This is a genomic window from Streptomyces verrucosisporus, from assembly GCF_017114865.1.
Lineage (GTDB): Bacteria > Actinomycetota > Actinomycetes > Streptomycetales > Streptomycetaceae > Streptomyces > Streptomyces fenghuangensis.
Genome location: NZ_JADEYH010000004.1, coordinates 247,356 through 264,396, shown reverse-complemented (window position 1 = coordinate 264,396; position 17,041 = coordinate 247,356). Strand labels below are relative to the sequence as shown.

The window sequence follows — 17,041 nt, the reverse complement described above, 5'->3', positions numbered from 1 at the left end:
GCCGCCGCCGGGCTGTAACACCCCGCACGCACCGGCACGCACCGGCACGCACCGGCACGCACCGGCCCGGCCCCCGCGACTCCCCACCGGAAGCCGCGGGGGCCGGGCCGTGTCAGCGTCTTCTGGTAGGACTGAGGGCTGTGAGCAGCGACAACGGGCGACCGGACAGGCCTCCGGCACAGGATCCGCCGGGAGGCGAGCAACTCGCGCTGATCCGCGAGACCGTCCGCCGGGCCAAGCCGCCCCGTGCCCGGCCGCGCACCTGGCGCGGCGCCGAGCTCGCCGGGCGCGACCCCGTCGCCCGCGTCCTGGTCGACAAGGGACTGCTCCACCTCGACCGTCTCTTCGACTACGCCGTCCCCGCCGCCATGGACGCCGAGGCCCGGCCCGGGGCGCGGGTGCGGGTGCGCTTCGGCGCGGGGGAGCGGGGCGGGCGCCGGGAGGGAGGCGGGCTGGTCAACGGCTTCATCGTCGAGCGCCGCGCGGACTCCGACTTCCCCGGCGTCCTCGCCCCCATCGCCCAGGTCCTCTCCCCGGAACCCGTCCTCGGCCCCGGCCTGCTGCGGCTGTGCCGGGCCGTCGCCGACCGCTACGCCGGAGCGCTGGCCGATGTCGTCCAGCTCGCCGTGCCCCCGCGCATGGCCCGCGCGGAGAAGCCCCCCGCGTCGGGAGCTCCAGCCGGGCCGCCGTCACCGCCCCCGCCGCCCGAGGCGTCCTCCTGGGCGCGCTACCCGGCCGGGCCCGGCTATCTGCGGGCGCTGGCCGGGGGCGGGTCCCCGCGCGCGGTGTGGACGGCGCTGCCCGGCCCGCACTGGCCCGACGAACTGGCCCGGGCCCTGGCCGCCGCCCTGGCCTCCGGCCGCGGCGCGCTCGCCGTACTGCCCGACGGGCGGGCCGCGGCCCGGGTGGACGCGGCCCTCACCGCCCTGGTCGGCACCGGCCGGCACGTCCTGCTCACCGCCGACGCCGGAGCCGAGGCCCGCTACCGCCGCTGGCTGGCCGTCAACCGCGGGCAGGTGCGCTGCGTCGTGGGCACCCGCGCCGCGATGTTCGCGCCCGTGCACGACCTGGGGCTGGTGGCGATCTGGGACGACGGGGACTCCAGCCACCGCGACCCCCGCGAACCGATGCCGCACGCCCGCGAGGTGCTGCTGCTGCGCTCCGCCCGCGAGAGCTGCGGCTTCCTGCTGGGCGCGCACGGCGGCACCGTGGAGGCCGCCCAGCTCGTCGAGACCGGCTGGGCCCGCCCGCTGGCCGCCGACCGCGACGCGGTACGGGCGAGCGCGCCCCTGGTCCGCACCGTCGGCGACGGCGACGAGGCGCGCGACCCGGCCGCGCGCGCCGCCCGGCTGCCCACCCTCGCCTGGAGCACCGTGCGCGAGGCCCTGCGACGCGGCCCGGTACTGGTGCAGGTGCCGCGGCGCGGCTACGTACCCCGGCTGGCCTGCGACCGCTGCCGCGAACCCGCCCGCTGCGCCCACTGCTCGGGCCCCCTGGAGGCCGCCGCGGGCGACGCCCCGCCCCACTGCGGCTGGTGCGGCCGCGACGCGCCCGGCTGGGCTTGCGCGGAGTGCGGCGGCACCCGCCTGCGGGGGCGGGTCTTCGGAACCCGGCGCACCGCCGAGGAACTGGGCCGGGCCTTCCCGGCCGTGCCCGTCCGCACCTCCGGCCGCGACCACGTCCTGGACTCCGTGCCCGACCGGCCCGCCCTGGTGGTCAGCACTCCCGGCGCGGAGCCGGTCGCCGAGGGGCCCGGCTACGCGGCGGCCCTGCTGCTGGACGGCTGGGCGCTGCTGTCCCGCCCCGACCTGCGGGCGGGGGAGGAGGCGCTGCGCCGCTGGCTGGACGCCGCCGCACTGGTACGCCCCCACGGGGAGGGCGGCACGGTGGTGGTGATGGCCGAACCCTCGCTGCGGCCCGTCCAGGCGCTGGTGCGCTGGGATCCGGCCGGACACGCCCGGCGCGAGCTGGCCGAGCGGGCCGAGCTGGGATTCCCGCCGGTGTCCCGGATGGCAGCGGTGACCGGGCCGCCCGAAGCCGTCGCCGAACTGCTGGCCGCGGCCGAACTGCCGCCCGACGCCGAGGTCCTGGGGCCGGTGCCGCTGCCCGTGCCCGACACGGGCCGTCCCCGGCGCCCCGGCGGCCCGCCGCCGGGCGAACGGTGGGAGAGGGCCCTGGTGAGGGTGCCGCCGGGCAGCGGCGCGGCGCTCGCCGCTGTGCTCAGGACCGCCCGCGCGGCCCGGCTCGCCCGCCGTGGGAGCGAGCCCGCACGCGTCCGTGTCGATCCGGAGGACATCGGCTGACCGCCCGGATACGGAACCGCCCGGAACGCGGAACCGCCCGGCGCCGGGCCGAGGGGGAGGGGCCGGGCGCCGGGCGGAGGAGGGGACGGCCTCGGGTCAGCCGTTGCGGGGGGAGGGAAGGGCGCCCGGGCGGGGCTCCGGCGGCTGCGCCCGCTGTCCGGGCGCCGGTGGAGCGTCCGGACCCGCGGCCACGGCGTGTGCGGCGGTCCCGGCCTCCCGGGCGCCCTCCCCGGCCGGGCCGGGCCGCCGCGCCGCCTCCGCCCCGTCGGCGGCCGGGGCCTGCGCGGCGGCCTGCGCGGAGGCCGCCGTCGCGGCACCGCCCACCCGTGCCGCCGGCCGGCGTGAGCCGTAGCGGCGGTGGACGGCCTGCTTGGTCACGCCGAGGGCCGAGCCCACCGAGTCCCAGGAGAAACCCAGTGAGCGGTCGAACTCCACGGCCGCCGTCACCAGCGTCTCCACGCTGTCGCGCAGCTCCTGGGCGAGCCGCACGGTCGGCGCGGGCGCCCTGCCGTAGACGACGAAGCCCGCCGACGGCCCCGTGCGCCGCGGCCGGTAGACGTTGCCGAGTTGTGCGGTGAGCGTACGCAGTGCGTCCACCTGCCGGCGGACCCGCTCGATGTCCCGCACCAGCAGGTGCAGGCTGGCCCGTGCCCGGGCGTCGGGGGTGGCGTGGTCGGCCATGGTCAAGCCTCTCGAACCGGCGTGGGGTCGGCCGGCCGCGTCTGCGGCCGATTCGGTCAAGCTGCATTGACCAACGCGGCACCGGGCGCCGGGGTCACGCTGAGGGGGCGTGAAAAGACCGGTGGGGGCGGGGCGTCCGGTCCCGTACGCCCCGCTCGGCGCCCGGAGCGCCCGCCGCTGAGGCGGACCGTAGACTGGTGCGCCGTTCCGCGCCGCGCTCGCATCCCGCGCCCGGCGCGGCCCCGTGCCCGCCCCGACGTATCCGCCCGCATCCGCCCACGCCCGTTCCCGGCACACCCGTCTTCGAGAGGTAGTCCCGCACCGATGAGGCTCGTCTTCGCCGGCACCCCCGAGGTCGCCGTACCCGCCCTCGACGCACTGATCGCATCGGAGCGGCACGAGGTCGCGGCCGTCGTCACCCGACCCGACGCGCCGGCCGGGCGCGGGCGCCGCCTGGTGGCGAGTCCGGTCGCCCAGCGGGCCGAGGAGGCCGGCATCGAGGTCCTCAAGCCCGCCCGCCCGCGCGAGGAGGACTTCCTCGCCCGGCTGCGCGAGATCGCCCCGGACTGCTGCCCGGTCGTCGCCTACGGCGCGCTGCTGCCGAAGGCCGCGCTCGACGTCCCGGCCAGGGGCTGGGTCAACCTGCACTTCTCGCTGCTGCCCGCCTGGCGCGGCGCCGCGCCCGTCCAGCACGCGATCATGGCCGGGGACGAGGTCACGGGAGCGTCCACCTTCCTCATCGAGGAGGGGCTGGACTCCGGGCCGGTCTACGGCGTGGTCACCGAGGAGGTCCGGCCCACCGACACCAGCGGCGACCTGCTGACCCGGCTCGCCTTCGCCGGCGCCGGACTGCTGGCCGCCACCATGGACGGCATCGAGGACGGCACGCTGCGGGCCGCCCCCCAGCCCGCCGACGGCGTCAGCCTCGCACCCAAGATCACGGTCGAGGACGCCCGGGTGGAGTGGGCCGCCCCCGCCCTGCGCGTGGACCGCGTGGTACGCGGATGCTCGCCCGCGCCCGGCGCCTGGACGCTCTTCCGGGGCGAGCGGTTGAAGCTGAGGCAGACCGCCCTCGCCCCCGGCCGCACCGGCCTGGCCCCCGGTGAGCTGGCCGTCGGCAAGAACACCGTGCACGCCGGCACCGGCTCGCACGCCGTCGAGCTGTTGTGGGTCCAGCCGCAGGGCAGAAAGCCGATGGCCGCCGCCGACTGGGCGCGTGGTGTGCGCATCGCCCCGGGGGAGCGGCTGGGGGACTGAGGCGGAGCCGGCTCCGGACCGTCGCGCCGCAGGTGGGGCGGCACCACCTGCGGCGGGATGCCCGGACGAGTGGGATTAGGCTGGAACGCCGCGCCCCCGGCGCCCACCGCGCCGTCCCCGACACCACCCGGAGCACCTTTTCCGTGAGCAGCCGGCCACGCCGTCCCGCCAGGCCCTACCGCCGACCCAAGAAGGACCCCGTACGCCTGATCGCCTACGAGGCGCTGCGGGCCGTGGACGAGCGCGACGCGTACGCCAACCTCGTCCTGCCCCCGCTGCTGCGCGAGGCCCGCGAGCGCGGCGACATCGACGGGCGGGACGCGGCCCTGGCCACCGAGCTGGTCTACGGCACGCTGCGCCGGCAGGGCACCTACGACGAGATCGTGGCCGCCTGCGTGGACCGCCCGCTGCGCGAGGTGGACCCGCCGGTGCTGGACGTCCTCTCGCTCGGTGCCCACCAGCTGCTGGGCACCCGCATCCCCGCCCACGCCGCGGTCAGCACCACCGTGGAACTGGCCCGGGTGGTGCTCGGCGACGGACGGGCCAGGTTCGTCAACGCCGTACTGCGCAGGATCGCCGCCGACGACCTGGAAGGCTGGCTGGAGAAGGTCGCCCCGCCCTACGAGGACGACCCCGAGGAGCACCTGGGGATCGTCCACGCCCACCCCCGCTGGATCGTCTCCGCCCTGTGGGACGCGCTCGGCGGCGGGCGCCGTGACATCGAGGCGCTGCTGGAGGCCGACAACGCCCGACCCGAGGTCACCCTGGTCGCCCGCCCCGGCCGCGCCACCGCCGGTGAACTGCTGACCGGTGAAGCGGTGCCCGGCCGCTGGTCGCCGTACGCCGTCCGGCTCGCCGAGGGCGGCGAACCCGGTGCGATCGGGGCGGTGCGCGAGGGGCGCGCCGGGGTGCAGGACGAGGGCAGCCAGCTCGTCGCCCTCGCGCTGGCGAACGCGCCCCTGGACGGGCCCGACGAACGCTGGCTGGACGGCTGCGCCGGACCGGGCGGCAAGGCCGCTCTGCTGGGCGCGCTGGCCGCCGGCCGAGGTGCGGCCCTGATCGCCGCCGAGAAGCAGCCGCACCGCGCCCGCCTGGTGGCCCGCGCCCTGCACGGCAACCCCGGTCCCTACCAGGTGATCACCGCCGACGGCACCCGCCCCGCCTGGCGGCCCGGCTCCTTCGACCGCGTCCTGGTCGACGTGCCCTGCACCGGGCTGGGCGCCCTGCGCCGCCGCCCCGAGGCGCGCTGGCGCCGCCGTCCCGAGGACCTGGCCGGCTTCGCCCCGCTCCAGCGCGGACTGCTGACCGAGGCACTGCGCGCGGCCCGGCCCGGCGGCGTCGTCGGCTACGCCACCTGCTCGCCGCACCCGGCCGAGACCCGCGCGGTCGTCGACGACGTGCTCAGGCACGAGAGCGCCGAGCCGATCGACGTCCGAGGGCTGCTGCCCGGTGTGCCCTCCCTCGGGGACGGCCCCGACATCCAGCTCTGGCCGCATCTGCACGGCACCGACGCGATGTATCTCGCCCTGCTGCGCCGCACCTGAGCACACGGCGGCACACGGCAGCGCACGATTCCGCCGCCGGGCGCGCCCCAGCGCACCTGGCGGCAGGGCCGGACGGGTGACACGACATACTGGGGCCATGGTTCAGATCAACCCCAGCATCCTGTCCGCCGACTTCGCGCGCCTGGCCGAGGAGGCGCGGCGCGTCGGAGGGCCCGAGGGCGCCGACTGGCTCCATGTGGACGTGATGGACAACCACTTCGTCCCCAACCTCACGCTCGGCGTCCCGGTCGTCGAGTCGCTGCGCAAGGCGACCGACACCCCGCTGGACTGCCATCTGATGATCGAAGACCCCGACCGCTGGGCGCCGCAGTACGTCGAGGCGGGGGCCGGATCGGTCACCTTCCACGCCGAGGCCGCCGCCGCTCCGGTGCGGCTGGCCCGCGAGATCCGCGCCAAGGGCGCCCGCGCCTCCATGGCGCTCAAGCCCGCCACGCCGATCGAGCCGTACGAGGACCTGCTGCCCGAGCTGGACATGCTGCTGGTGATGACCGTCGAGCCCGGCTTCGGCGGCCAGGCGTTCCTCGACGTCATGCTGCCCAAGATCCGCCGTACCCGGCAGCTCATCGACAAGCACGGCCTGGAACTGTGGCTCCAGGTGGACGGCGGGGTGTCGGCCTCCACCATCGAGCGGTGCGCCGAGGCCGGCGCGGACGTCTTCGTGGCCGGCTCGGCCGTCTACGGCGCGGACGACCCGGCCGCGGCGGTGCACGCGCTGCGCGCCCAGGCCCGGGAGGCCGCGAACGGGGCCGCCGGAACCTGCGCCCACTGAGGGCGGTCCGCGCCTCCCGCAGGGACGGCTGTGGGGAGGCGGGCATGGGTGCACCGTGCACGGAGTGGATCAGGACCGCCGCGGATCTGCGAGGATGAACGCGCAGAGTGAGGAACGGCGCGTACACGAGTACGGCGGAACGGTAGCGAGGTGAGTGCGGTGTCGACCGGGCGGTCAGCCACGAGAATGGGTCCCGCCGAGCTGATGCAGGCGGCGGCCATGGCGCGCCGCTTCTATCTGGAAGGCAAGTCCAAGATCCAGATCGCGGACGAGTTCGGGGTGAGCCGCTTCAAGGTGGCCCGGGTGCTGGAGACCGCGCTGGAGCGGGATCTGGTGCGCATCGAGATCCGCGTCCCGGCCGAACTGGACGCCGAGCGGTCCGACGCGCTGCGCGCCCGCTACGGGCTGCGCCACGCCGTGGTCGTCGAGTCGCCCTCGGACGCCGCGGAGGACGCCGCCGACCCCGAGAACCTCGGCGAGGTCGCCGCCGACCTGCTGGGCGAACTGGTCACCGAGGGGGACGTCCTGGGCCTGGCCTGGGGCCGCTCCACCATCCACATGGCCACCGCGCTGCACCGCCTCCCGCCGTGCACCGTCGTCCAGCTCACCGGCGTCTACGACGCGGGCACCGCCGAGCGCGGCTCGGTGGAGGCCGTACGCCGCGCCGCCACCGTCTCCGGCGGCGAGGCCCACCCGATCTACGCGCCGATGCTGCTGCCGGACGCGGCCACCGCCGCCGCGCTGCGCGGCCAGACGAGCATCGCCGCAGCGTTCGAGTACTTCGACAAGGTGACCGTGGCCGCGGTCTCCATCGGCTCCTGGGAGCCGGGCGTCTCCACCGTCCACGACATGCTCGGGGAGGAGGAGCGCGCCCACTACGCCTCCCTCGGGGTCGCCGCCGAGATGTCCGCGCACCTCTTCGACGCCGAGGGCCGCCGCATCGGCCGCGACCTGGGCGAGCGCTGCATCACCGTCGAGGCCGACCGGCTGCGCCGCATCCCCGAGGTCATCGCGATCGCCGGCGGCCGCCGCAAGGCCGAGGCGATCGGCGCCGTGCTCCGCTCCGGGCTGGTCACCAGCCTGGTCACCGACACCGCCGCCGCCGACTACCTGCTGCACGAGACCGCCCCCGGCCCCCGGCCCGCGCTGGAGCGGGCCGACCCGGACGAGAGCACGCCCTGAGGGCCTGGGCCGGCGGAGCCCGGCCCAGGCGCCGGCTTTGGTGGGAACGCACGACGACGGCCCCGCTCACCTGGTCTTCTCTCCATGGCCGGGGGCCGGGGCCGACGTGCAACAATGAAGTACGTGCGATTTCTCAACGACCAGCGGCCCGCGTACGACCTGACGTACGACGACGTCTTCATGGTGCCCAACCGCTCCGCGGTCGGCTCCCGGCAGGGCGTGGACCTCTCCGCGCCGGACGGGACGGGCACCACCATCCCGATCGTCGTGGCCAACATGACCGCGATCGCCGGGCGCCGGATGGCCGAGACGGTCGCCCGCCGCGGCGGCCTCACCGTGATCCCCCAGGACATCCCCCTGGAAGTGGTCACCGAAGTCATCTCCTGGGTCAAGCGGCGCCACCTGGTCCTGGACACCCCCATCGTCCTGGAGCCCTCCGCGACCGTCGCCGACGCCCTGTCCCTGCTGCCCAAGCGGGCGCACGGCGCGGGCGTCGTCGTCGACGGGGAGCGGCGGCCGGTCGGCGTCGTCACCGACTCCGACCTGACCGGCGTGGACCGCTTCACCCAGCTCGCCCAGGTCATGTCCCGCGACCTGCTGCTCCTGGACGCCGGAATCGACCCGCGCGAGGCGTTCACCCGCCTGGACGGCGCCCACCGCAAGCTCGCCCCCGCCGTCGACGCCGAGGGCCGCCTGGTCGGCATCCTCACCCGCAAGGGCGCCCTGCGCGCCACCCTCTACACCCCCGCGACCGACGAGGCCGGACGGCTGCGGGTGGCCGCCGCCGTCGGCATCAACGGCGATGTCGACGGCCGTGCCGAGGGGCTGCTCGACGCCGGGGTGGACACCCTCGTGGTGGACACCGCCCACGGCCACCAGGAGTCCGTGCTCTCCACTCTGGAGAAGATCCGCGCCCTGGACCCGCGGGTCCCCGTGGTGGCGGGCAACGTCGTCTCCGCCGAGGGCACCCGGGACCTGATCGAGGCCGGCGCCGACATCGTCAAGGTCGGTGTCGGACCGGGCGCCATGTGCACCACGCGCATGATGACCGGTGTGGGCCGGCCCCAGTTCTCCGCCGTCCTGGAGTGCGCCGCCGAGGCGCGCAGGCACGGGAAGCACGTCTGGGCCGACGGCGGTGTGCGGCACCCGCGCGACGTGGCCATGGCACTGGCCGCCGGAGCCTCCAACGTCATGATCGGCTCCTGGTTCGCCGGCACCCACGAGTCCCCCGGCGACCTCCAGCAGAGCGCCGACGGGCGCCTGTACAAGGAGAGCTTCGGGATGGCCTCCGCACGCGCGGTGCGCAACCGCACCGCCGATGAGTCCGCCTACGACAGGGCCCGCAAGGCCCTGTTCGAGGAGGGCATCTCCACATCCCGGATGTTCCTGGACCCGGCCCGGCCGGGGGTGGAGGACCTGATCGACTCGATCATCGCCGGGGTGCGCTCCTCGTGCACCTACGCCGGGGCCGCCACCCTGGAGGAGTTCGCCGAGAAGGCCGTCATCGGCGTCCAGAGCGCCGCCGGCTACGCCGAGGGCAAGCCGCTGCACGCCAGCTGGTGACCCGCGCCCCGTCGCCCGCGGCCCGCACCCTTCCCCGGTGCGGGCCGCGGCTGCTTCGATGGGCCCATGAGCGGACCGGCGTACGAGGAGACCCACCGGGGCCACAGCGGTACCGGCCCAGGAGCGATCACCCCCGACGGCTGCGCGGTGGAGGTCTACACCCGCGTCCCCGCCGGCGACGAACCCGGCATCATCGCCTCGGCCGTGCCCGCCGGGGCGAGCCTGCTGGAACTGGGCTGCGGGGCGGGCAGGGTGACCCACCCCCTGCTGGAGCGCGGTTTCACGGTGACGGCCGTCGACGAGTCGCCGCGGATGCTCGAGCACGTGCGCGGCGCCCGCACCGTGTGCTCGCCCATCGAGACGCTGGAGCTGGACGAGCGCTTCGACGCCGTCGTGCTGGCGTCCTTCCTGGTCCACACCGGCGACGTCCGGGCGCGCGACGCGCTGCTGCGCGCCTGCCGCCGGCACGTCGCGGACGACGGGTGCGTGCTGATCCAGCGCGAGGGCGAGGACTGGCACGAGCGGGTGCCCCGGGAGCGGAAGGCCGGGGGCGGGCTGATCCGGATCGCCGCGGCCGATCCCACCGACGACCCGCGGGTGTCCGCCATCCGCTGCGAGTACGTCTTCCCGGACGCCACCTGGACCCAGACGTTCCTCTCCCGGCGGATGGACCGGGAGGAGTTCGAGGCGGCGCTGGCCGGCGCGGGACTGGCCGTCGACTCCTACCTCACCGACGACCGGACCTGGGTGAGGGCCCTGCCCGCGGAGTGACGTACGCGGCGGCGGCCGGAGCGGCGCGTACGCGCCTGCACCGGCCACCGCCGGGCGGTGTGCGAGGCTCGGGGGATCCGCGTGTGACCGGTATGCGAAAGATCTCCCGAGGAGTCGTCCCGCGATGGACCAGGGCGCCGCTTCCCCCGTCCCCTCCCCCTCCCCAGGGCCCGGCAGGAACCTCTCGCGGCTGACGCGCCGCAAACCCGTCGAACGCCTCGTCGCCGAGAGCGGCCACGGGGAGGGCGGCCTGCTGAGGCGCTCGCTGGGGGTGTGGCAGCTCACCGCGATCAGCATCGGCGCCACCCTGGGCACCGGCATCTTCGTCGTCCTGGGCGAGGCCGTGCCCGAGGCCGGCCCGGCCGTCACCGTCTCCTTCGCCCTCGCCGGGCTGACCGCGCTGTTCTCCGCCCTGTCCTACGCCGAACTGGCCGGCGCCATCCCGGTCTCCGGCTCCTCCTACACCTACACCTACGCCACCATGGGCGAACTGCTGGGCTGGGTGATCGGCTGGTGCCTGATCCTGGAGTACGGGGTGTCGGTGGCCGCCGTCGCCGTCGGCTGGGGCGAGTACCTCAACGAACTGCTCGACGGCACCGTCGGCGCCACCATCCCGGCCGCCCTCTCCGCGCCCCCGGGCGACGGGGGGATCGTCAACCTGCCGGCCCTGCTGGTCGTCCTGCTGGCCATGGCGCTCCTGCTCGGCGGCGCCCGCGAGAGCGCCCGCGCCAACGCCGCCATGGTCGCGGTGAAGATCGGCGCGCTACTGATGTTCTGCGCCGTCGCCGCCACCGGCGTGCGCGCCGGGAACTACACCCCGTTCGCGCCCCTGGGGGTGGCCGGGGTCAACGCCGCGGCCGCGACGCTGTTCTTCTCCTACATCGGCTTCGACGCCGCCTCCACCGCCGGGGAGGAGGCCAGGAACCCCCGGCGCGACCTGCCGCGCGCCATCGTCCTGTCGCTGGTGATCGTCACCGTGCTGTACTGCCTGGTCGCGGCCGTCGCGGTCGGCGCCCTGCCCTGGCAGGACTTCACCGGCACCGAGGCCGCCCTCGCCGGGATCATGGAGGAGGTCACCGGCCGCTCCTTCTGGTCCGTCCTGCTGGCCCTCGGCGCCGTCGTCGCCATCGCCAGCGTCGTCCTGGCCGTCCTGTACGGGCAGACCCGCATCCTGTTCTCCATGTCCCGCGACGGACTGATCCCGAGGGTGTTCTCCCGGGTGCACCCGCGCACCGGAACCCCGCGCGCGGGCACCCTGATCGTGGCCGCCTTCTGCGGCACCCTGGCCGCCGTGATCCCGCTGGGCCGGCTCGCCGACGCCACCAGCATCGGCACGCTGTTCGCCTTCGCGCTGGTCAACGTCTCCGTCGTCGTCCTGCGCCGCACCCACCCGCGGGCGCCGCGCGGCTTCCGCGTCCCGCTCTCACCGCTGCTGCCCGCGCTGGGCTTCGGCTTCTGCGTGTGGACGATGGCCGGCCTGGACGCGGTCACCTGGACCGCCTTCGGCCTCTGGCTGGCCGGCGGCCTGGCGGTCTACTTCTTCTACGGCACCCGCCACTCGCGCCTCAACGAGCCGGGCGGGACCGCCGGGCCGGCCGGACCGGCCGCCACCGACCGGGCCGGGCGATAGCACCCGGCCGCAGCCGGTCCGGTGGGCCTCAGGTGCACTCGCCGGACTTCCCGACGGCCTCGGCGTAGGCGGAGATGAGCTTCTTCATCGCCGCCTCGTCGGGCTTGCCCGGTCCATTGACCCGTACCGCCACGAAGAGGTCACCGTCGGCCTTGCGGGGGTCCGAACAGGCGACCTTTCCGACCGCTCCGGTGTCCGAGTAGAGATACCGCCCGTCCCGCGTCTCCTTGTCGTCCGGATCGACATTGGGGATCACGAGGGCGGCCTTGCGCAGGGAGGTCCCTTTCTTCCACCACTCGGTACTGAGTGCGAGGACCTGTTCGCCGTCGACGCTGACGAGGCAGCGCCTCACTCCCTCCACCCTGTCGGAGACGGTGGTGGAGAACGTGTCCCCCGGCGGCAGGAGGGGCGTTGTGAGGTCGGGGGAGACCGCTGTGCCGCACAGAGCGGAGGGGATCTCGTAGTTCCTCTCCTGAACGGAGCAGGCGGCTGTCCCGAGGCCGAGGAGCAGGGCTCCGGCGGCCGAGGCCAGGAGCCGGGTCCGCTGCCGTGTGGGTTCCGCTGGGCTTCTCAAATCGACCTCGGTGGCGTGTGTATGGGGGTGTGGTTGCAGCATGCCGTCAGCTGGGGATGTTGGTGTCCAGATCGTCGGCCATCCGGGAGACGTTGACCGAGGCGTTGGCGAAACCGTCCTCACTCCCGTACAGCACCCAGTCCGCCACCTTGTTGCTGTATGGCAGGTCATGGGCCTCGGCGGCCTCGATTGCGGCGATCTGGCCGTGCTCCGTGCTGTTCTGCCTGGCCATCTCCCATCTCACACCCTCGTTCTTCCCCGCTTCCGCGAGGTTGTTCGGCTCGACATTGCCGAAGACCTGCTCCAGGACGACACTGCTGACGGTGTTCGCGGTTCCGCCTGCGACGGCTCCTGCGACGGGCGTCGCGACGAAACTCGTCCCCACGCCGATGCCGGTGCCGATGGTGCCGGAGATGATGTTCTTCACCTGCCCCATCGACTTCTTGTAATCCTCGTCCTTCTGGTGAGCTTCCCCCAGGACCGCTTCCTGGCGGCCGATGGCCAGGGTTCCGCTGACCTCGCCGGACCGTCTCGCGATCTCCTCGATCGTGGTCTGGGGGTTCTGCGGGTACCGCCTGTCCTCCGGCAGGTCGGGGTTCAGGTGGTAGTCCATCAGGTTGGTCATATAGGCCTTCTGGCCCATCTCGACCCTGGCGAACCCCTCCGGGTTCTGGCCCACGCTGACGAGGAAGCGCGTGACGTCGTTGTGGTCCAGCTCGGCCGCGGTGCCGGCGACGGGGAACAGCAGGTTGGTGTTCCCGTATCTGTCGTCGGCGGTGGCCCGGTTGATGTCGGGCAGGTACTCCGCCGCGATCTGGCCCATGCTGTCCGACAGGTAGCCGCGCTCGGTGAGGCGTTCGGTGTCGTCCGAGACGGAGTCGAAGATCTGCTCCACCAGCCGGGCCTGCTCCGGACTGTGCGGAGGGGTGCCCGGGCCGGGCTGCTCGCCGGCCGGGTGGCCGGTCGCCGCGGCCTCCAGGGCCCAGCCCATGGCGTTCTGCCCGGTGATGCTCTCCTCGAACTCGGAGTCGTACTGCTTGGGCCAGTCGCGCTCCTCGAAGAGGTACTGGAAGTTGGTCAGCCCGACCTTGCCCTCCTTGCCGTTGCCGTCGGTGTCCCGGGTGAAGTCGTGGTCCTCGTCCTTGGTGACGAAGGTGCCGTTGAAGAAGTCGGTGGCGGCCTCCGGGCTCCTGCCCAGCGCCATCATGAAGCCCGTCATCGGGTCCGAACCCTCGTCGGTGCCCGTCCGGTTGAGCATCGGGCCCATGGGGAAGTGCCAGGCCAGCTCCGCGCTGCGGCCGTTGCCGCTGCGCTCCTTCTCGACCCTGACGAGCTCGTCGCCGTAGTCCTTCAGGAACTTGTCGTCGAAGTCGCCCCAGCGCATCAGGTTGCTCATCACCTGGGCGCCCACGGCCCGGGGATTGTCCTTGCTCGGGACGAACTCGCCGGTCAGCCCGACCATGTCCCGCTCCCAGCGCTGCATGGCGGGGCTGTCGGACTGGGTGGCGGTGGCCAGGGTCAGACCGAGGTTCTCCTGCAGGGCGCCGTACTTGTCCACCCGGGCCTGGCCGAGCTGCATGTTGGTGTGCGGGTCGTTGATGCCCGCCCAGAAGTCCAGCACGCCCTGGGGGCCCAGCCCGGTGGCGAACCGCTCGGCGAAGAGGGGATCGTCCTTGTACCGCGCCATGGTGGAGTTGAAGTCGTCGAACTCCTGCGGGGACATGTCCGAGGGGTCCTCGGCGAGCTCGACGGCCCGGTCGGCGGCCTCCATCGCCTCGGCGGCGGAGTCGCGGTCGGAGTAGGAGGCGTCGGAGAAGCCATGGGGGGTCTGGTCGGCCAGGGCCCTGAGCGCCCTGGCGGCGCTGGAGTCGCTCTCGGCGGCCTTGGTGAGGATGCCCTGCACCTCGTCGCGCAGGGCGGTGACGTCCTCGGGGGTGTGGTCGGGTACGTCGGTGCCCCCGGCGGCGCGGTCGGGGTGGATGTTCATGGTGACGGTGAAGCTGCCGTCGGTGTTGGCGATGACCGTCAGGTTCTTCCTCAGCCCGCGCTCGATCGCGTCGTTGAGCTGCCTGCGGTACTCCACCAGCTCGTCGCGGGTGTCCTTGAGGATGTTGTGGATGGAGGACGCCTGGGTGTGGGCGTCGGCGAACTCGCCGGTGGTCTTGGCCACGAACTCCCGGGTGACGGCGGCGTTCATGCCGGTCCAGTCGGCCTTGTCGGCCTTGCCCTTGAGCTGGGAGCGGGCATCGTCCTTCAGGGTGCTGAGCTTCCCGACCATCTCCGACCAGTCGGAGACGGCCTTGTTCAGCTTGGAGAAGTCGGCGTGGCGGAGGGCGTCGAGCTTCACTGGAGCCGGGTCCTCTCGTCGAAGCCCTCGTCGAGCGCGGAGACGCTGTTGAACAGCGAGCTGATGTGCTGCTCGTCGTTGGCGTGGGCTTTGTTGCTGTACTCCATGTGGTTGGAGATGTGGGCGCAGGCGTCGGTGAGGGTGCGCAGCTGCTCCTGCCACCGGGTCGCGACGTGGTCCAGGGCGCCGCCGATCTCGAAGTCGCCCCTCAGGCCCGCGGCTGCGCTGTTGCTGCTCTCCCGGGCTAGGTCACCGTCCTTGCGCAGCCGCCCGTGGAGCTCGAACGCCGCGTCCCCGACGGCGGCCAGGTCCTTCTGCGAGACCTCCAGTTCACCGGAGGACGTCGAGACGCCCCCGCCTCCGCCGCCGTCGAGCCGGTTCAGGCGCATCTGTGTGGCCTTCCGCTCGGCGGCGGCCTCCACCAGCTGTTTCCACTCATCGTCGAACGACACGTTCTCTCCCCCGCGTCCGGCTCGGCCTGTCGGGCCACACCGTATAGAAGCGCGTCTTCCGGTCGCCAGTGAGAGCTGCGCTGAAGGGGGGCCGGGACGAGGCCGCCGTGCCGCCGGCGGCGGCACGGGGACGCCCGCTTCGCGGGGGTGCGGCCGGAAAGGGGCGCCCGGAAAACCGGATATGTGCCCTCCCGGGCCGTGGCGCCGCCGTGCGGTGCCTCGGTGAGGATTCCCCGGCCGCCCGCGCCGCGGCCCGGGACCGCCGGAGAAACGCCCCGCCGGCCCGGTGTGCTGTACTTCGCTGCCGGGGCGACGCGATCACCGCGGTGCCCCGAGTACCGCCCGCACGACAGAAGTGGCCCACCCGCAGTGCGACTGAACGAGCTCGACGAACGCATCGTCCGCGCCCTCGCCGAGGACGCCCGGCGCTCCTACGCCGACATCGGCGCCGAGGTGGGGCTGTCGGCCCCCGCCGTCAAACGCCGGGTGGACCGGCTGCGCGAGCAGGGCGCCATCACCGGCTTCACCGTACGGGTGGACCCGGCGGTGCTCGGCTGGGAGACCGAGGGCTTCGTCGAGATGTACTGCCGCCACAAGACCTCGCCCGAGGACATCCGCCGAGGGCTGGCGCGCTATCCGGAGGTGGCCTCCGCCTCCACCGTGACCGGCGACGCGGACGCCGTCGTCCAGGTCTTCGCCTCCGACATGAGGCACTTCGAGCGGGTGCTGGAGCGGATCGCGGGGGAGCCGTTCGTCGAGCGCACCCGGTCGGTGCTCGTCCTCTCCCCGCTGCTGCGGCGCTACGGTTCCGGGTCGCCGGCCTGAGGCACCGCGCACGCGCGGCCGGGCGCACACCCGGGTGCGCGACCCGGGCACGCAACGAATCGGCGCACCACGGCCCCAAGACGCAACGGATCGATGCCGGGTGCGCAACAGGTGCGGCTTGTGGGGCGAAGCGGGCGGACCGTACCGTCGAGGCGTCCCCAGATCCCGCAGCCGTACCCCGGCACGCCCGGTACGGCTGTCCGACGTGAACGCGAAGAGGTCCCATGACGCCGCTGCGCACCGCGCTGCTCCAGGGCCCCGGCGGTGTCCCCGGCTCCACCGCGGACAGCCTGGACGCCCTCGACCGCGCCGCCCGCGAGGCCGCCGCGGGAGGGGCCCGGCTGCTGGTCGCCTCCGAGATGTACCTGACCGGGTACGCGATCGGGGAGCGGGTGGCGGAGCTGGCCGAGCCCGCCGATGGCCCCGGCGGCGAGGCGGTCTCCCGCATCGCCGCCGAGCACGGGATCGCCGTCGCCTACGGCTACCCCGAGCGCGACGGCGACGCGGTGTACAACTCCGCCGGGCTCGTCGGCCCGGACGGCGCCCGGCTGGCCGACTACCGCAAGACCCATCTGTACGGCGGCTTCGAGACCTCGGCCTTCCGCCCGGGCGACACCCCCGTCGTCCAGGCCGACCTCGACGGCGTCCGCGTCGGGATGCTGGTCTGCTACGACGTGGAGTTCCCGGAGAACGTCCGCGCCCACGCGCTGGCCGGCACCGAGCTGCTGCTGGTGCCGACCGCGCTGATGCGGCCGTACGAGATCGTCGCCGAGACCCTTCTGCCGGCCCGCGCCTTCGAGAACCAGCTCTACATCGCCTACGCCAACCGCTGCGGCACCGAGGGCGCGGACGGGAACGGTGACGGCGGTGCGATCACCTTCGCCGGACTGAGCTGCCTTGCCGCCCCCGACGGCACGGTCCGCGCCCGCGCGGGAGCGGGGGAGGACCTGATCACCGCCGACGTCGACCCCGGGCGGCTGAGGGCGTCGCGCGCGGACAACCCGTATCTGCGCGACCGCCGCCCCGAGTTGTACGCCTCGCTCACCTGAGGGGCCGGCCCCGCGCCGCCCCCGTACCGACCCGCCCCACCCGGCACCGCCGCCGGCCGCCGGCCCGGGCCGA

General features: G+C 74.5%; 14 protein-coding genes. 10 read left to right on the top strand and 4 right to left on the bottom strand.

The window, feature by feature from the left end:
- Nucleotides 1–140: 140 nt before the first annotated feature.
- Nucleotides 141–2,303 (top strand): primosomal protein N', encoded by a 2,163-nt coding sequence (locus IQ279_RS08410; RefSeq protein WP_206347706.1) that lies wholly within the window; start codon nt 141–143, stop codon nt 2,301–2,303.
- Nucleotides 2,304–2,399: 96 nt separating this feature from the next.
- On the opposite strand, the gene IQ279_RS08405 is transcribed toward IQ279_RS08410, so the two are convergent.
- Nucleotides 2,400–2,984, bottom strand: a complete 585-nt coding sequence (locus tag IQ279_RS08405) for a hypothetical protein (protein WP_206347705.1) — start codon at nt 2,982–2,984, stop codon at nt 2,400–2,402.
- A 324-nt stretch (nt 2,985–3,308) separates the two neighbouring features.
- On the opposite strand from IQ279_RS08405, the gene fmt reads away from it, so the two are divergent.
- The 7 genes from fmt to IQ279_RS08370 all read left to right on the top strand — a co-directional run bounded on the left by fmt (nt 3,309) and on the right by IQ279_RS08370 (nt 11,721).
- A complete protein-coding gene (fmt, locus tag IQ279_RS08400; RefSeq protein ID WP_206347704.1) occupies nt 3,309–4,241 on the top strand; it encodes a methionyl-tRNA formyltransferase in 933 nt (310 codons plus the stop codon).
- Between the two features lie 143 nt (nt 4,242–4,384).
- Nucleotides 4,385–5,785: an RsmB/NOP family class I SAM-dependent RNA methyltransferase gene (locus IQ279_RS08395; protein ID WP_206347703.1), complete on the top strand. Its 1,401-nt coding sequence runs from the start codon at nt 4,385–4,387 to the stop codon at nt 5,783–5,785.
- Nucleotides 5,786–5,882: 97 nt separating this feature from the next.
- On the top strand, nt 5,883–6,575 hold the full coding sequence (gene rpe / locus IQ279_RS08390; protein ID WP_206347702.1) for a ribulose-phosphate 3-epimerase: 693 nt from the start codon (nt 5,883–5,885) through the stop codon (nt 6,573–6,575).
- A gap of 186 nt (nt 6,576–6,761) precedes the next feature.
- Nucleotides 6,762–7,757: a sugar-binding transcriptional regulator gene (locus IQ279_RS08385; RefSeq protein ID WP_206347701.1), complete on the top strand. Its 996-nt coding sequence runs from the start codon at nt 6,762–6,764 to the stop codon at nt 7,755–7,757.
- A 114-nt stretch (nt 7,758–7,871) separates the two neighbouring features.
- Complete coding sequence (locus IQ279_RS08380; RefSeq protein WP_206347700.1) at nt 7,872–9,320, top strand: GuaB1 family IMP dehydrogenase-related protein; 1,449 nt, start codon at nt 7,872–7,874, stop codon at nt 9,318–9,320.
- Nucleotides 9,321–9,386: 66 nt separating this feature from the next.
- A complete protein-coding gene (locus tag IQ279_RS08375; protein ID WP_206347699.1) occupies nt 9,387–10,091 on the top strand; it encodes a class I SAM-dependent methyltransferase in 705 nt (234 codons plus the stop codon).
- Nucleotides 10,092–10,215: 124 nt separating this feature from the next.
- The gene (locus IQ279_RS08370) at nt 10,216–11,721 is read left to right on the top strand and encodes an amino acid transporter (RefSeq protein ID WP_206347698.1); all 1,506 of its coding nucleotides are present in this window, start codon (nt 10,216–10,218) and stop codon (nt 11,719–11,721) included.
- Nucleotides 11,722–11,749: 28 nt separating this feature from the next.
- Here IQ279_RS08370 and IQ279_RS08365 read toward each other — a convergent pair whose 3' ends face one another.
- Genes IQ279_RS08365 through IQ279_RS08355 form a run of 3 tightly spaced genes read right to left on the bottom strand, consistent with a single transcriptional unit; the run spans nt 11,750 to nt 15,094 of the window.
- Complete coding sequence (locus tag IQ279_RS08365) at nt 11,750–12,295, bottom strand: hypothetical protein (protein WP_206347697.1); 546 nt, start codon at nt 12,293–12,295, stop codon at nt 11,750–11,752.
- 46 nt (nt 12,296–12,341) lie between these two features.
- Nucleotides 12,342–14,642: a DUF6571 family protein gene (locus IQ279_RS08360; RefSeq protein ID WP_206347696.1), complete on the bottom strand. Its 2,301-nt coding sequence runs from the start codon at nt 14,640–14,642 to the stop codon at nt 12,342–12,344.
- Complete coding sequence (locus IQ279_RS08355; RefSeq protein ID WP_307792265.1) at nt 14,639–15,094, bottom strand: hypothetical protein; 456 nt, start codon at nt 15,092–15,094, stop codon at nt 14,639–14,641. The genes IQ279_RS08360 and IQ279_RS08355 overlap by 4 nt, the downstream gene beginning before the upstream one ends.
- A gap of 369 nt (nt 15,095–15,463) precedes the next feature.
- Between IQ279_RS08355 and IQ279_RS08350 the strand changes: the two genes are divergently transcribed.
- Both IQ279_RS08350 and IQ279_RS08345 read left to right on the top strand, forming a co-directional pair.
- Nucleotides 15,464–15,919 carry an Lrp/AsnC family transcriptional regulator gene (locus tag IQ279_RS08350; protein ID WP_093849257.1) on the top strand — a complete coding sequence of 152 codons (456 nt, stop codon included), beginning with the start codon at nt 15,464–15,466 and terminating at the stop codon, nt 15,917–15,919.
- Between the two features lie 224 nt (nt 15,920–16,143).
- On the top strand, nt 16,144–16,968 hold the full coding sequence (locus IQ279_RS08345; protein ID WP_206347695.1) for a carbon-nitrogen hydrolase family protein: 825 nt from the start codon (nt 16,144–16,146) through the stop codon (nt 16,966–16,968).
- The last annotated feature ends 73 nt before the right edge of the window (nt 16,969–17,041 follow it).